This window comes from Primorskyibacter aestuariivivens (assembly GCF_028023675.1).
Lineage (GTDB): Bacteria > Pseudomonadota > Alphaproteobacteria > Rhodobacterales > Rhodobacteraceae > Marinovum > Marinovum aestuariivivens.
The window spans coordinates 1-14,793 of record NZ_JAQIOZ010000029.1 but is presented as its reverse complement, the minus strand read 5'-3'; the positions used below and the strand labels follow the sequence as shown (position 1 = coordinate 14,793).

Sequence of the window (14,793 nt, the reverse complement as noted above, 5' to 3'; positions counted from 1 at the left end):
AAGGGCCTCCCTAGAATCCAACATGAAAAAACGATTTGCGCTTCGATTTCGGTACGCTTTCCCAATCCTTGTTTCCGAGGTAGCGATAGATCCCGACGGTCGATCGCTTTGCGCGTTTTGCGAAATTGGGGACGATGAGTGCCAGGTGCCCTGATCGGGAAATCATTGGATGTGCACGATCTGATTTGCTTTGTTGCTCTCCACCGGGATGGACGTGTACATCCGCCACGACGGTCAGTTTCCGCGCTTTGCAGATTGCCCACAGTTCACTGAAATACCGTCCGTCGAAGCGCACGATGCCTGACTCCAGACAATGCGGGTCAAGATCGTCATAAAGAACGAAATCCACAATCCGGGCTTGGCCACCGGCCTTGTAGCCAAGAAGAAATGCACCGCTTTCGCGGCTGCTATTGGCGCCGCGCTGACGCAGGCTGGCCATCAGCTTCCGCCATACCAACCATGAGCATGACAATTCATGCCGCGGTGCGAATAGGTGGCGTATAGTCCGCGCAATTGAGAAGTTCATGAACCAGCTCCAGATATTGATTGATCCCGATTTTCGGGTTCCAGATTTTCGACGGCATTTCCTGACGCCAGTTTTCGTGGCCTTCGAAGCTTGTACGATCGCAAGGCAGGTAAAGAGCTGAACCGTTCTTCCAGTCGGTCCTGAAGACCGATGACAGTCGACCGCCCCTGCCCCGTGGCCACATATCCAAGCCCAGTTGAGAGTTCTTGGACATGTCCCAAAGGCCGGCTGTCGGCGCGCGCTCTGGATAACCTGCGCAATGAAACCGAAGGACATATTCTCTGCCGTCCGACGCGGTGACAGCGATGAAGACATAAGGCCAACTCATCTCGGCGAGACGCCACCGCCCTTCAAGTGCAGCGAGCTTGAAGGACGGCTTGGCGAGATCGGCGGACAATGCCCTTTCGTCAGGACTGCTCATTGACCCAACTCGGTGTGACCGTTGACACGCTGATCAGGGACGAGATCAAACTCCAGCTTGGTACAGCCACATTTGGCAAGCGCGCCGATATGGGTGCCGGGGTGAGGCCGTTCGTGGGTGCCGGAAATCTGAAGCAGATGTTCCCCCGCCTCCTCCTTGGCCATGCCAAACTTGTTCTTCGCGAACCAGCGTTTGACACGCTTGATCGTGGCCGATGGCGGAAACAGGCGACATTCATCTTCACCGTTATAGGTGACGCACACTTCGATCCGACGCTGACGATGATAGTGAAGTTTGAGGCCAGTCGGGTCCCCGAGATCGGCCAGACAGGCATCGTCAGAAGACGGATCTTCAGCATCTTCGATGAACACGTGGACGTCAACATTGGCGCCATGACGCTCGCTGATCAGCTTTTTGAAGTCGCCGATGGTTGCCGCATCTTCAAGTTCCAGGTGTTGGATGTCGTCAAGGTCCTCGCCTTGATAAAATACGTCAATTTGGGTCATTACTCATTCTCCAGGGAACTGAAGAGTGAAGCACCATTGCCCACCTACGTCCCTTCGAATGGTTAATCGTTTTCTGGTGGCCCGATCCGGAAGCGCGGGTCGAAAAAAGTTAAGATTGCTTTATACGTCCGCGCGGCGTCGCGGCGCATATGAAAAAGTGAGGACACCTTGGGCAGGAAATCGGATCTGTGTCTGCCGGAAACTGTCCCGCAGCGATCTGATCCAGCATCTTATTGGAAGATTTGGAGCGGTTTAAAATGACGCGGTCGGTTGTTGGAACTGGCTCGCTAATGTTGTCGGTGAGATGTAGCGCCTCGACGAGCACACCTGCACCATATTCAGCTTGCGCTGCCAATTTGTAGAGGGCGTATTCTAGGCGTGAGTATTCATCACTACGACAATAGCCAGTGCGAACTCTGCGAACTGAAATGGTTCCATCTTGTTGCCTGGATATTTCGCTTGGCTCGACAAATACCGTTCCACTGGAAAGTTCAACCGGCAAGCGCTTGGCTTCAAGAAACTCTCTTCCGTCACCGGCGGCGAGAAGATTACGAATGAAGCGGGATGCAAGCTGACGGTATGCGGCTGCATAGGCATGGCCGACAGGACCCCGTCGCTGCCAGATGTCATCAAATGCGCTTTCTGCCGCCGCGAGCGAAGGCGCCTCCGACAGACGTTCCACCTTGAGCCAGCGAATTAGATCGTAGATACAGTCATGTGTTTTTGAGAACGCTGTCATTTTTCGGGCGCTGCCAAGGCCCATCACATGCGTGTAGAAGAAGCGGCGCGGACATCGTTCATAGGCAGTCAAACGGCTTTCCGTCATTCTCCAAGTATCCGACCAGCAGACCTCAATCGTGTTTGGATCGTCGGTGATAGATGGGCCGCTCAATTGGTCCGGGTTTTCTATTTGGGTTACCAGATGCGGCGGAAGCCAGCTGAGAAATTTGGATTCACTGCGATTGTTTCCGTTCGGCTGCTTTTTCGGCAAATAGAGATTGAGGTATTTTTGAGCGCGCGAAATCGCGACAAAAAACAAGCACTCTTCTTCTGTGGCATGGGCTTGTTTGGCGAACTCTTTTGCGGAGAGAATATCAGACCCTTCAACCATGCCATCCGGTGGCGGACAGCGTTGGCCGCGATTGCTGGATGGGAAACTGGCGACCGTCAGCCCGGGAACGTGGACGGCCTCAAACTCAAGACCTTTACTGCCGTGGACCGTCATCAATCGGACGGCATTCATGTGCAATGCGGCATCGGGAACTTGCCGGAGGTCCCGTTCCTCGGCAAGTAAAACCATCTGTCGGATTCGGGCGAGCGTTCGCTCGATTGGCAACCCGTCCTTAATGGGGACTTCGTCCCGCAAGAAGTTCAGAAACTGCCAGATCGCGACACCCTTCATCTGTCCTGAAATCGTCTTCGAGGTCGCGATGTCGCGGGCGTGGTTTGTTTTATCCAGCAGATATGATGCGAGAAACTCCCATGCCGTGCTGGTGTTTTTAAGATCAGTCAGATCTTCAACAAGCTGTGCTAACCCGGCGCGACCACAAACGGAGAGCGCAACGTCGGCCTGAAGTGCCGCAAGACCTTCGAGTGTGGAGATATCGTCATCTCTGATGGTTTTGGCGATCTGATAGATGTCCTGAAGGGTCAACGCATAGCGAGGCAAGGTGCCAACACGCACCATGGCGTCACCAAAAGGGTCTATCGCAAGGTTGAGCAAAGCCAGGAGGTCGCGAACTTCTTCGCGCTCAAAAAGGCTTCCAAGGTGAAGGACCGGTATACCGCGTGCTTCCAGGCCGGCCGCGATTTCGTTTAACCTTTTGTTTGTCCGGCACAGCACCGCTTGATCGCGATAAGTGACTCCTGAGGCCTTCAGATCTTCGATGCAGGCAGCGATCCCCTCAATTTCGTCGTGGGGCTTTCAAACCGACGGATTTCCGTCGCCGCCGGTCCGGGACCGTTGTTCGCGGAAAGACTTAAGGGCAACATGCCCTGTGAAGCGCCCATTTTCGGGGCTGTAGCCACAAAGCTATCAACTATCTGTTCACTGGACCGATAATTGATTTCGAGCTTATCGATCACTGGCTTGTCGTAATCCACAGCAAACTTCGTCATGTTCGCCGAAGACGCGCCACGAAATCGATAGATGGACTGTCTTGCATCACCGACGACCCACAGCCGTTTTGCATCCCCTGAGACGAGCTTAACGAGCTTTGCACTGGCCCGGTTTACGTCCTGGTACTCGTCGACGAGTACGTGCCTATGCCGAAGCTGTAGCTCGGCATTCACGGCCGTATTGGCGTCGAGCAATAGTGCTGGCCGCATGACTAGATCACCGAAATCTATCGCGCCTCGCTCGGAGAGCGTCTTTTCGTAGAGATCGTAGACATCCGCGACTTCAAGGCATTTTTCGGCGGCCTCAATCTTCTCATCATCGCCCGCGGCCTTCGCTTTACTGAGCATGGCGTCTGAAAGCGCGCGGTAGCGATCGGGCGTGACCAACTCATCCTTGGCGCGCGAAATCGCGTCCAGAATATCACGTAAGACAAGAGTTGGATCCCACAGATTACGATAGTGCACCAATGGAAGGGTTGGTAGAAGTTCTTCCAAGACCTCGATCGCATCGCTTCTATCGAAGAGAATGGGATTATCCGGAAGGTTTAACTCGCGATAAAACCGCCGTACAATGTCCAGTCCAAATGCATGAAAAGTTCCGACCCAAACCTTGGCAGCGCCTTCAGGAACAGCATGTTCGAGACGCTCTGACAACTCTCCTGCAGCCCGGTTCGAGAATGTAAGAACCAGAATGGAGGCAGGATCGACGCCCTCTTCGATCAAGGCGACTATTCGCTTGATCAGCGTTCTCGTCTTACCAGTGCCCGGGCCTGCCTGAAGAAGATAGGGTGAATCGCGATGCGCGACAGCCCTGTCTTGGGACTTGTCCGGCTTGGGAATGTAACTCGCGGAGTTATTCTCGTTCGCCGGCTGACCGGGAGGGAGCAAGAGCGCGTCGAACAACTGTTGGCGAACGACCGCGAGAGGAAGACCCGTCGCTTCGACGATTGCCACGGCAGACATTTTTTCCTCGACGAAGAGATGTCGCGCAAATTGCCGGGGAAAGACGAACTCTCTGGCAAAGACATTGGCCTGCAACTCCTGCCGTTCCCGCACGCCATAGCTCTCTACACGCTGCAATCCGACTGCCGCTGCTTCTGTTGTTTGTGAGACATCCACATCTGCTGAGTTGCAGTTCAGGGAACCCGCATGCAGCTGATCGTGTCCGATTTCGTGTGCAACAAGAAGTGCGCGGCTTGCTGGCTCACCCGCATTTTCACAACTGATCAGGCCGGCTTGGTCATCAAATCGAGCTCTTGCGCCCTTCAACCCAGGATCGTCCGGTTCAAGCCAGACTAGATCCAGGTCAAGATCGTCCAAGGCCTCAATCGCATGCGTCACAAATGCAAGCGGATTGAGCGGATCGCCCCCTGCATCCAGTGTAGCCCGATGCAGCTCGTGTGCAGCCCTGCGTATCGGTTCGAATCCGTCCATTCTACTTCAAACTCTTTAGATATCGTTTCTGATCGTCGGTCAGACCAGAGCTTTCGACCGCTTCATCGAAGCTCTGTTGAAGGTCGTGATTTGGTCTGTCATCTGCCTTGAAAAACTGTGTGCCCATAGCCGGCCGGCGGTCTTGCCCGTTGAGATAAGTTAACAGCTGATCAAGTCTGATTTTCAAACACTCAGAAATGAGTTCCAAATACCTATACGGAATCGTATCAAGCCGGATCTGCCGGTCTCTCAATTTCAGAGCAAATACCTTATTCGCATGAATGGAACGTGCAAACCGGCCAAAACTCTTCCGATCCATGTCTGCGAAGGGGTCAATCGAGTCTACCTCCGGAACTACCCGTGCGATGACGTCATCTGATTTCAATGAATCGTCACGCAAAAAGAGTTCGTTTTCGAAGTTGCTGAGTGCGCGGGAAACCATTGGCGACACATCGTCTTGAACAACTACAGCGTCTTCATTCCGATCAGAGTTTACGAGCATGTCGATTGCCAGCTCTACGGCGAACTCGGTGATTTCTGCGGCGAAATCTGGATATTCGCTGACGATATCTTCGACAAGTTGCGCGTCAGGAAGTCTGTTCGCCTCCATCAATTCAAGGATGGCATCCTGCAGGAACAATTCAGATTGGGCTGCGTTCGGGGTCATGTGCTTTCCTTTAGGCTTTTCAGTCTTGCTATCGCATTTTTTTTGCGCGTTCTGATGGTACGAGACGAAACGCCTAGTTTGCTCCCAGCCTCCTCTTCGGTCAGGCCAATGATCTTGGTTTCAATCAATGCGTTTCGTTCATCCTTTGGCAACTTGTAGAGTTGTCTATAGATGTCTCGTGCCATCATCTGGTCTTCGGGAGATGGCACATATATGCCATTTGCGTCAGACGTTGTCTGGCAACTGGCGACTTTGTCGAAGGCGGCTTCCAAATCGGCAACATCAACCGCGGTAGCATCGCTTGGAAGAGAGGCATTGCGATTGACGGCATTTGTCTCGCGCCGGATCGCGTCGATCCGTAGCGATTGAAACTGCAAATTGAAGCGCCATTCAAAGAGATCGAGACGATCCGGCACCTTTCCGGTTCCATCTCGCGCCAACAGTTTGCCAAGTTCTGCCAACGTGTCTTCGCGTATTTTGTCTGCATTAGGCAGAGAGTTATCAACCGTCCTGAGCAGGTTGGCTTCACATCTCCTGAACAGGGCTTTGACAGCAGCATCGAGGACCGGTCTGTTCTTTTCCCTGCGGGCTTTGCGGATCAAGTGGACCAAGGTCTCCGATGCCAGATACGCTGTATCCTTCCAATTGAAGACGTTCAGGCGTGTCTTTAGATCCCCCAGTTCAAGGTTAATCACATCGTCGATTTGGCATTCGACCTGAGGCAACCGAGCATACAGCTCACCAAGCTCTCCCGCTTTGTCAGGTTTTTTCCTTTTTGTCAGCGGTATTGCCATACTGCCCCCTCAAGATTTGCCCGATGTCCCGTCGCGCGTGTTTGTTTACCTTCTTCCCTTTAATCGTTTGCAGTTAGGCAAATCCGGAAAAATTTTTCTGCCGAACTGAAGCTTTTCGGCTTTACCATGTGCTGCAGTCAGGCTCAGCGGTTGGAAGTCAAAGCTGATCAGTGCTTCCAACGCGCTATCCTGACTGTTGGACGGAGGCGGCTGAATAAGATAGCCGCATGTTAGTTTCTGTTTGACCAGATCGGTAAGGGCAGATTCAGCCTCAGATTCTGTCGCATACCAATCATGGCGATGCCGCCCCCAAGTCCCAAAGCGACCCCACTGCCGATGGACGCCGTGGTGGCCAAACAGGTCTTTGGTCAGTTCCACGGAATAGAACCGGTTCATGTTGAGGGAGGGATCTATGCGGCGCATGTCAATTTGCATCGATCTCCTCCTCACTCATCGGAACATAGTCGATAGAGACCCGTTCTAGACGAGGCTCCTTTTGCTCAAGACCCCATCGGCGTTCCGTGTAGAACTCAAGTGCTTTCCGGGTTCTGGCCTCCAGTACGTCTGAGGTGAACCCAAATTCGATGCGGACCACGCGTTGCTGCGCCTCAGTCAATCTTGAATGCGGTTTGAGTTTCAGGATGGCCCAGGTGAACCAATCGTCATCTCGGGGCACCGCATCGGCTGGCTTGGTTTTTGCGAAAGACTGGTCAGGGTCTATGCGAGCAGGATGGAAGTCACGGAAACCCTCACGTTCAAAACACCAGGCTCGTACGTGAAGCCTAACGCCATCAGAAGCAAACCGAACAGGTGCAATCCAGCGAGTCATCGGTTCAGGATCTCGCATCGACTGATAAACGATCCTCGTTGCCTCTTTCGCCCTGAAGGCACGGTAGAGCGGCCGTAAGACACGCAGGTCCTGAGTGCGTTGCAAATCTGGCAATCTATCGAATGCGGGGGATGGTGCGCCGACCAAGAGTTGCTCCAATTCCATCGAGGATGCCTTGCCACTAAGCCGTTCAAAGCTGTCATGGGCAAGGTATTGGCGCGACGACGCATCATAGTGCAGTGCGTCTTTTGGCGCTTCGGCGAGGTAAGTCCGAAAATCGAGAGCGGCCTGCGCATTCGAAATACCAAATCGCTTGATCAAGGAGGCACGAGTCGCTGCACCATCCCAGAAAAACAGTCTGTCGAGGTATTCCAGGCGCGCACGCTGGGCATGTTTGAGGTCTTCGAAGGGCATGGGGGAAGGATATCTTGACTCCCTACCATTGTCCATATAGTTTTTACATGTGTAATAATTGACGGTGCGAAATGAGAATACTTCATACTGCAGATCTGCACTTGGGGCGTCAGTTCATGGGGTTGAGCCTCGAGGAGGATCATGAAGTCGTCCTAAGCCAGATTCTCGAGGCGCTCTTGGTCGAACGGGTCGATGTTCTTGTGATCGCCGGGGACGTTTTTGATCGTGCCTCACCGCCCAACTCGTCTATCCGGCAGTTCAACCGCTTCCTTAAGCGTGTGACAGAAGAGACAGAAGCCGAGGTGGTGATGATCTCGGGAAACCACGATTCCGGTGACCGGATCGAGGCAATGTCTGTCTTCTCCACCGCGTCGAGGGTGCTGGTGCGCGGAATCGCCGACGCGGTCGAGACTCCGCTTGTGCTGAGTGACGAGCATGGCGAGATCGCCTTTTCCGCGCTGCCCTTTTCCTATGAATACGCCGCGCGGGAAGTGTTTGGGGATGAGGGTATAAGCACGCCAGCAGATGTCATCGCAGCCCAAATCTCCGCAGCGAGGGGTCAGGTGCCTGAAGGAGCGCGTTGGGTCGTAGTGGCTCATGCCTTCGTTGCAGGCGGCGCGGTCGGTGAGACCGAGCGCGCCCTGACACGGGTCGGCGGGATCGAAACTGTGCCCTCTGAAGTCTTCGACGGGGCGGATTATGTGGCACTGGGGCATTTGCACAAGCCGCAGGAAGTAGGCGCGAGCCATATTCGGTATTCCGGCGCACCGCTCGCCTTCGGTTTCGACGAGGCGGGAAGTGAAAAATCCATGACTGTCGTCGATCTCAAAGCTGAAGGAGTCGAGATCCGTACCGTAGCTTTCCGTCCGATCCGGCAAGTGCGCTCGTTGACCGGGGCATTCTCGGATCTTCTGGCAGGAACGCCGTCTGAAGACTTCATCCAGGCCAATCTAACGGATGAAAACCCTCTGATAGATCCGATGAAGCGGTTGCGCGCGATCTACCCCAATGCCTGCCATCTGGCCTACGACCGACAGGGTCGCGCCCCAGAGACCAAAATGCTTAGCGGTGGTCGGGTCGCGGTCACGCCGATCGAGATGGTCGGCGACTTCATGAAGATTGTACGCGGCCGGGAACTAAGTGCTGCCGAAGTCGAGATCGTCGCGGACAAGCTCCACGCCTCAGCCTCCGGGGAGGAGCAGACATGAGACCCATTCGCCTATCGCTTCAGGCCTTTGGGCCGTTCGCGACAACCGAGGTCGTAGATTTCCGCTCCGCGCTGGAAACAGGGCTGTTCGGAATATACGGCCAAACAGGGGCTGGGAAGTCGACGTTGTTTTCGGCGATGTCCTTCGCGCTTTTCGGAGCACCAACCAAGACCGATCAGGAGCCACGTTCGCTGCGTTCGGATCACTCTGCGCCCGATCTACCCACTGAAGTCGAATTTGTTTTTGAACTCGGAACCAAAACCTACCTGATCCGTCGTCGTCCGGCGCAAGAGCGCCCGAAGGCGCGAGGCGAAGGGATGACAGAAGACGCGGCGGAAGCTTCGCTTTTCGACGTCACCGGAATCTCGGTGGATACACTTGACTCAAGTCAGTCTGGCCGCGTCATTGCTGAAAAGAAGGTCTCGGTCGTGGGTCAACAGGTCGAGGCGCTGTTGGGCTACGGGGCAGATCAGTTTCGCCAGATCGTGCTCTTGCCGCAAGGCAAGTTCGAGACGTTTCTTGCTGCAAAAACTGATGCACGGGTCGAGATATTGCGAGATCTCTTCGACGTGAAGATCTATCGCGACCTGGCCGCCCGGCTGAAGGAAGAAGCCTCAGAGGCAGAGCGAGCGTTGCGCGACCAGCGTGCACTCTATGTAGCCCGGCTTGAGGAACGTGGCTTCGAGAGCGCCGAGGCACTGGAACTAGGAATTTCTGCGGCGGAAGCCAGGGTAGCAGAGAAGCAGAGAATTCAGCAGATTGCAGAGGCGGCGAACGAAGCCGCGCGCAAGGCTTTGACTGAAGGCGAACAGATCGAAAAGGCTTTTGCTGCCGTCGATACGGCGCAACAGGCGCTTGACGATCTAGAAGCGAAATCGGGTGAGATCGATGCTCTGGCCATGCGAGTTGAGGTAGTCAAGAATGCCCTGCAAGCCCGTGATCTTGAGACGGCTTTGCACGATGCGGAGTACGACAGACGGATTGCGGAAAATGCCGTCACCGAGGCCGAAGCGGAACTCAACACCGCCACTGGGGCGAAGAAGGAGGCGGCGCAAAAACTGATCGAGGTGCAGTCGGGCGAGGAGCGACGGCAGCAGGTTCAGGCCGACCTGACAAAGCTGGAGGCGATCGAGAACCAGGTCGGGCAGGCAGCGGAGCTACAGAAAGCGCTTGATGAAGCTGCGAAGGACGAAGCGTCGGCCAAGAAGGCGCTGACCGAGGCCGTAGAAGCACGCGAATGGCTCCAGTCTAAGCGCGACGCGACCGATTTGGAGCTTGAACAGGCGCGAAAGACCGAGGCGGAGCGAGGTAAGCTGACTGGCGAACTGGCCGAGGTCAATCGGGAACTGGTCAAGGCAGCGGCGCATGCAAAGGCGCAGGGAGCCGTCGCGGATGCCGAACAAAAGGTCGAAGCCGCATCGAGCGAACTGGCGACAAAGACCGAAGTGGCGGAAGCCGCCGATGCGGCCCTGATTGAGGCCGAGGCACGGCTTTCGCGCACGCAGGCGATCATTCTGGCCGAAAAGTTGATCGAAGGGGTGCCCTGCCCGGTCTGTGGTTCCCACGATCATCCTACGCCGGCCCATGGCACGCCCGAACAATCTGGTTTGACCGAAGCGTTTCGTAGCGCGCAGGCTCAGGCGAGAACCGCAACCGAAGCTAGGGTTCGGGCAGAAAGCGAACTCGGCAATTGCCGAACGCGGCTCGACGAAAAGAAACGGGCACTGGACGAACAGGAACGACCTGAGCGCACGTTGGCGGAACTCGAATCTGAAATCGTACGGCTGGAAGGCACTGTCGCCGAGCTTGGTGAGGCCGTCGATATTGACGCGATGGCGGAGCGGTTGGCCGATCTCAAGCGGAAAGTGACCGAGGCCGAAGCCGCCGAGGCTAAGGCGCGCACGGTCGCAGGCCGGGCTGAGACCGCTTTGGCCGGTGCGCGAGCCAAGCGTGATACAGTTGTTGGGACCCTGCCGGAAGGTCTTCGTACGCCCGAGGCGGTTGTCGCACGGCGGGAGGCTTTGCAAGGCGAGCAAAGACAGCTCTCCAAAGCGCTGGAACTGGCGATGCAGGGGGATCGAGTAGCGAGCGAGACGCTCACCCGTGCGCAGGAGCAGCTCGAAGCAGCGAAGCGGGCGCGCCAGGTGCAGACGCGGCGCGTGGAAAAGGCGCAAGGTGATTTTCGCGCTCGGCTGGATGAGGTCGGGCTGGACGATGCGAGATACGATGCTTGCAAGGCGCATTTCCCGACTCTCGACGCCGACCGTAAGACGGTGACCGATCATCGTGAGGGCCTGATCGCGGCGCGTACGACATGGCAGAACGCCAAAGCCGCTTGTGCGGATCACGAGCGCCCGGATCTAGCCCCGCTTCAATCAGCATTGGCCGACGCTACCCACCTTTCGGACGCGGCCAATGCGGCGCTCGCCACAGACAAAACGGATGTAACGTCACTTACCAGATTTAAAGAATCGCTGGCCGAGGCCTTGGCCGAAACCGAGCGGCTTGAATCCGAAACCGGTCCTCTTCGGGGGCTGGCCGATCTGGCCAATGGCAAGAACGATTTCAAGATGACGCTCGAGACCTTCGCGATTGGCGCTATGTTCGACCAGGTGCTCGACGCGGCGAACATGCGACTCGACCCGATGACGCGCGGACGCTACCGGCTTGCACGCGGGCTCGAAGCATCGGGTGGGCGCGGCAAGCGCGGACTCGAAATCGAGGTCTTCGACATTAACACCGGAAAAGCGCGTCCAACGGCTACTCTGTCCGGTGGCGAGACATTCATCGCGGCACTAGCCTTGGCGCTCGGGCTCGCCGATGTGGTCGAGAGCCTGTCTGGCAAAATCCGGATGGATACGATCTTCATCGACGAAGGCTTCGGTAGCCTCGACACCGAGAATGGGGCGGGCACGCTGGACCAAGTGATCCAGGTTCTTGCTGCGTTGACAGAGGGTAGTCGGGCTGTGGGTCTGATCTCGCATGTCGGTCTGGTGCAGGAGGCCATACCCCAAGGCTTCTACGTACGTTCGACACCGAGCGGCAGTAGAGTTGAGGAAAGAAGGGGGCTCGGATGACGGAACGGTGGTGTTATCGAAAAGCCCACAACCGCCGACTGGTGACGGGGCGGACAATCTCTGTCCGCGGCGGTTGGGTGCTGCAGAATAGTCAAGGAAGCAGGAAGGGCGCGTCATTCAAGCGGACTTGTCCGATATGCGGGGCCCCGATCCTAAGTGTTGGCATGCCCAGAGGTGGATGGGTCCACTTCGAGGGCGGCAAAGGCTTGACGCGTATTAAACACCCTTGTCTGCATCTTGGTGAGGGTTTGAGTAGCCGTCGCGACGAGGATACACCGGATCTTTTCGGGAAGCCCTGAAGAGGCCGTAAGGCTTCTGGAAACTTGACCTACTCCCCTAGGAGCCCGCGTTTGTAAGTTTGCTCTGTCAAAAATGTTTATGAGCTTCGGCTCAGCATTTTGGAATTCTGTCTTTTCTTCGCTCTTTGGGTCACCTCAATAGAATGTCTGACTTACAGACCGCTGCCCGCCGTTCCAGATGGCCATGGATACGCACCCTCCAACATTGACTTTCAGAAAAACATATATTATTTTCTAACAAGGAGATTAGTTATGATCACGTCGAAGATCAAACAACGCATCATCGGAAAAGGCCGCGGCGCAATCTTTGCACCCTCGGATTTTCTGGACATCGGGTCCCGCGCCAGCGTGGATCAGGCGTTGTCGCGTCTGGCGGATCAGGGAGTGGTCCGACGCCTGACGCGGGGGCTCTATGATTATCCCAAGAAAAGCCCGCGCTTTGGCTATCTGTCGCCATCCGCGGACGATATCGCGCAGGCGGTGGCCCGCAAGGACAACCAGGTTCTGCAGCCCTCCCCTGCTATGGCGGCCAACCAGTTGGGGCTCTCCACCCAGGTGCCGTCCAGACCGACCTATATGACCGATGGCCCAACACGGGTCAAAACAATCGGTCGGCAGGTGATCCAGTTCCGCAATGCCTCCTCCAAGACGCTAGTTGGTGCCGGCCAGAAAACCGGTACCGTGTTTCAGGCGCTGCGCTATGTCGGCAAGGACCGGGTCGATGATCAGGTGATTGGCAAGTTGGCACGCTTACTTGATGACAAGGATAGAGCTTTGCTTTCCAAGCAAAGCAAGCATGTGCCTGCTTGGATGCATCCTGTCGTGCAGCAGATCGTTGCACACGCCTGAGCATGGATCAGTTTGCCAACGACACCCCTGAACAACGAGACGAAGCCTTCCAGGAGGCAGCGGCGCAGCTCGGGATGTCCAAGGCTATCATTGAGAAAGATTTCTGGGTCTGCTGGTCCCTGAAACAGCTCTTCGCCCTGCCCTCCTTTGGCGATCACATGATTTTCAAGGGAGGGACGTCTCTTTCCAAAGCCTATGACGTGATCCACCGCTTCTCAGAAGATGTGGATCTATCCCTCGATCGCGCACAGTTGGGTTTTGAAGGCGACCGCGATCCTGAAAACCCCGAACTGTCCGGCGGAAAGCGCAAATCCTTGCTTCAGGAGCTCCAGGATGCGGCCGAGACGGAAGTCTCTGGACCGCTTTTGGCTGAGATTCAGGCTGCATTCGATGCCAGTCTGGATCAGGGTTTTTCCCTGACAGTTGATCCAGGAGATGCACAAACCCTGCTCTTCACCTATCCATCCTTGTCGGACAGTGTCGCTGGTTACGTCAAACCCATTGTTCGTTTCGAGTTTGGAGCACGGGGCGTCCATCTGCCTGCCGAGGTTCGCGAGATATCGCCATATGTTCATCAGGCCTTTCCAGGTCTGCTGGGATCAGGTGGGGTGGATGTGAAAGTGCTGGGTGTTGAGCGGACCTTCTGGGAAAAGGCCACAATCCTGCACATGCTATATTATCAAGACCCCGCCAAACCCCTCGCGGATCGGATGTCACGCCACTACTACGACATGGCCCAGCTCATCGGCCACAAGGCCAAGGAGCGTGCTGTCAGCAGCGTCGACCTGCTGGAACAGGTCGCTCATCACAAGTCGGTTTTCTTCAAAGCCGCTTGGGCCAACTACGAAAGGGCGAAGCCTGGGTCTTTGAGATTGATGCCGAATGAGGATCTGACTGCCGCCTTGCGACGGGACTATTCCGGCATGCGGGAGATGATCATCGGGGACGCGCCGGACTTCGATGATATCCTCGGGGCAATTGAAGCTTTCGAGGCTGAAATTAATAGCTGATATAGCAGTCCGAATGCTTGTCTGGATTACACCGCTCTGGCAATTCTGAACTAAACCGAGAAAACCCAATCGGAAAGCGAAAAATGGGCAGAGCCAAAGCACTCATGATGGAAATGGAAGAGGCCCAGTGGGAAGAAGCTGACGTCTCATTTTTCTGTCCCAATTGCCAAGACGACGTTGATGGCCTCACAGAGCTGCCCGTTGTGTACCACGAGGCGGACGGCCACCATTTGCCGGTAAGTGTTAGGTGCTCTGCTTGCAGCATGAGTTTCGAGGGATGGGTGAAAACTGATTGGGATAGCTGCGAGATTGAGTTTGATGATCACCCAGAAATCGAAATCAACGCAAGCCCTGTGCAAGGTTCGTCCTATGACTATGAGGACGAATACGACCAAGATTATTTCGAATGGCTGGAACAGCAAGAACGGTTCTCACGGCCAGTTTATCACGCGTTCTATACTACGATCGGGGAAGTAAAATCATTGGCGTCGGATCTATCGGATGATCCACGTTCCCAAATGCTTGAGCTACCCCCTGAAATTCGGACACTGACGTAAGCTACGATTTGTTGTCTGCTGGTCTTCGACGATAAGGAGATTAGAGATGTCGAAACGGAAGAACCATTCGCCGGAGTTCAAGGC

General features: G+C 55.5%; 14 protein-coding genes. 5 read left to right on the top strand and 9 right to left on the bottom strand.

Annotated elements, in window-relative coordinates:
* Window positions 1-10: 10 nt before the first annotated feature.
* The 9 genes from PGB28_RS20775 to PGB28_RS20735 form a co-directional block, all read right to left on the bottom strand.
* Complete coding sequence (locus tag PGB28_RS20775; protein ID WP_271423427.1) at window positions 11-439, bottom strand: hypothetical protein; 429 nt, start codon at window positions 437-439, stop codon at window positions 11-13.
* A gap of 34 nt (window positions 440-473) precedes the next feature.
* Window positions 474-947 carry a DUF7665 family protein gene (locus PGB28_RS20770; RefSeq protein ID WP_271423426.1) on the bottom strand — a complete coding sequence of 158 codons (474 nt, stop codon included), beginning with the start codon at window positions 945-947 and terminating at the stop codon, window positions 474-476.
* On the bottom strand, window positions 944-1,453 hold the full coding sequence (locus PGB28_RS20765; RefSeq protein WP_271423425.1) for a hypothetical protein: 510 nt from the start codon (window positions 1,451-1,453) through the stop codon (window positions 944-946). Before PGB28_RS20765 ends, PGB28_RS20770 begins: the two co-directional genes overlap by 4 nt.
* A 109-nt stretch (window positions 1,454-1,562) precedes the next feature.
* On the bottom strand, window positions 1,563-3,332 hold the full coding sequence (locus tag PGB28_RS20760) for a 3'-5' exonuclease (protein ID WP_271423445.1): 1,770 nt from the start codon (window positions 3,330-3,332) through the stop codon (window positions 1,563-1,565).
* Complete coding sequence (locus PGB28_RS20755; protein ID WP_271423424.1) at window positions 3,329-5,005, bottom strand: ATP-dependent helicase; 1,677 nt, start codon at window positions 5,003-5,005, stop codon at window positions 3,329-3,331. Before PGB28_RS20755 ends, PGB28_RS20760 begins: the two co-directional genes overlap by 4 nt.
* Window position 5,006: 1 nt before the next feature.
* Window positions 5,007-5,672 carry a hypothetical protein gene (locus tag PGB28_RS20750; protein WP_271423423.1) on the bottom strand — a complete coding sequence of 222 codons (666 nt, stop codon included), beginning with the start codon at window positions 5,670-5,672 and terminating at the stop codon, window positions 5,007-5,009.
* Window positions 5,669-6,466, bottom strand: coding sequence for a sigma factor-like helix-turn-helix DNA-binding protein (locus PGB28_RS20745; RefSeq protein ID WP_271423422.1), 798 nt, complete (start codon window positions 6,464-6,466; stop codon window positions 5,669-5,671). The genes PGB28_RS20750 and PGB28_RS20745 overlap by 4 nt, the downstream gene beginning before the upstream one ends.
* A gap of 45 nt (window positions 6,467-6,511) precedes the next feature.
* Window positions 6,512-6,901 (bottom strand): WGR domain-containing protein, encoded by a 390-nt coding sequence (locus PGB28_RS20740; protein WP_271423421.1) that lies wholly within the window; start codon window positions 6,899-6,901, stop codon window positions 6,512-6,514.
* Window positions 6,891-7,709 (bottom strand): WYL domain-containing protein, encoded by an 819-nt coding sequence (locus tag PGB28_RS20735; protein ID WP_271423420.1) that lies wholly within the window; start codon window positions 7,707-7,709, stop codon window positions 6,891-6,893. The genes PGB28_RS20740 and PGB28_RS20735 overlap by 11 nt, the downstream gene beginning before the upstream one ends.
* A gap of 71 nt (window positions 7,710-7,780) precedes the next feature.
* Here PGB28_RS20735 and PGB28_RS20730 point away from each other — a divergent pair, with 71 nt between their 5' ends.
* The 5 genes from PGB28_RS20730 (at window position 7,781) to PGB28_RS20710 (ending at window position 14,709) form a co-directional block, all read left to right on the top strand.
* Entirely contained in the window at window positions 7,781-8,917 is a 1,137-nt protein-coding gene (locus PGB28_RS20730; protein WP_271423419.1) for an exonuclease SbcCD subunit D, read from the top strand.
* Window positions 8,914-11,994 carry an AAA family ATPase gene (locus PGB28_RS20725; RefSeq protein WP_271423418.1) on the top strand — a complete coding sequence of 1,027 codons (3,081 nt, stop codon included), beginning with the start codon at window positions 8,914-8,916 and terminating at the stop codon, window positions 11,992-11,994. Before PGB28_RS20730 ends, PGB28_RS20725 begins: the two co-directional genes overlap by 4 nt.
* A gap of 551 nt (window positions 11,995-12,545) precedes the next feature.
* The gene (locus PGB28_RS20720; RefSeq protein ID WP_271423417.1) at window positions 12,546-13,142 is read left to right on the top strand and encodes a DUF6088 family protein; all 597 of its coding nucleotides are present in this window, start codon (window positions 12,546-12,548) and stop codon (window positions 13,140-13,142) included.
* Between the two features lie 2 nt (window positions 13,143-13,144).
* Window positions 13,145-14,152, top strand: a complete 1,008-nt coding sequence (locus PGB28_RS20715) for a nucleotidyl transferase AbiEii/AbiGii toxin family protein (RefSeq protein ID WP_271423416.1) — start codon at window positions 13,145-13,147, stop codon at window positions 14,150-14,152.
* Window positions 14,153-14,235: 83 nt separating this feature from the next.
* The gene (locus PGB28_RS20710; RefSeq protein ID WP_271423415.1) at window positions 14,236-14,709 is read left to right on the top strand and encodes a hypothetical protein; all 474 of its coding nucleotides are present in this window, start codon (window positions 14,236-14,238) and stop codon (window positions 14,707-14,709) included.
* Window positions 14,710-14,793: the final 84 nt, after the last annotated feature.

What these genes read in the sequence shown, in the direction of transcription:
- PGB28_RS20775 (WP_271423427.1), bottom strand. Translation starts at nt 439, where the DNA reads ATGGCCAGCCTGCGTCAGCGCGGCGCCAATAGCAGCCGCGAAAGCGGT.
- PGB28_RS20770 (WP_271423426.1), bottom strand. Translation starts at nt 947, where the DNA reads ATGAGCAGTCCTGACGAAAGGGCATTGTCCGCCGATCTCGCCAAGCCG.
- PGB28_RS20765 (WP_271423425.1), bottom strand. Translation starts at nt 1,453, where the DNA reads ATGACCCAAATTGACGTATTTTATCAAGGCGAGGACCTTGACGACATC.
- PGB28_RS20755 (WP_271423424.1), bottom strand. Translation starts at nt 5,005, where the DNA reads ATGGACGGATTCGAACCGATACGCAGGGCTGCACACGAGCTGCATCGG.
- PGB28_RS20750 (WP_271423423.1), bottom strand. Translation starts at nt 5,672, where the DNA reads ATGACCCCGAACGCAGCCCAATCTGAATTGTTCCTGCAGGATGCCATC.
- PGB28_RS20745 (WP_271423422.1), bottom strand. Translation starts at nt 6,466, where the DNA reads ATGGCAATACCGCTGACAAAAAGGAAAAAACCTGACAAAGCGGGAGAG.
- PGB28_RS20740 (WP_271423421.1), bottom strand. Translation starts at nt 6,901, where the DNA reads ATGCAAATTGACATGCGCCGCATAGATCCCTCCCTCAACATGAACCGG.
- PGB28_RS20735 (WP_271423420.1), bottom strand. Translation starts at nt 7,709, where the DNA reads ATGCCCTTCGAAGACCTCAAACATGCCCAGCGTGCGCGCCTGGAATAC.
- PGB28_RS20730 (WP_271423419.1), top strand. Translation starts at nt 7,781, where the DNA reads ATGAGAATACTTCATACTGCAGATCTGCACTTGGGGCGTCAGTTCATG.
- PGB28_RS20725 (WP_271423418.1), top strand. Translation starts at nt 8,914, where the DNA reads ATGAGACCCATTCGCCTATCGCTTCAGGCCTTTGGGCCGTTCGCGACA.
- PGB28_RS20720 (WP_271423417.1), top strand. Translation starts at nt 12,546, where the DNA reads ATGATCACGTCGAAGATCAAACAACGCATCATCGGAAAAGGCCGCGGC.
- PGB28_RS20715 (WP_271423416.1), top strand. Translation starts at nt 13,145, where the DNA reads ATGGATCAGTTTGCCAACGACACCCCTGAACAACGAGACGAAGCCTTC.
- PGB28_RS20710 (WP_271423415.1), top strand. Translation starts at nt 14,236, where the DNA reads ATGGGCAGAGCCAAAGCACTCATGATGGAAATGGAAGAGGCCCAGTGG.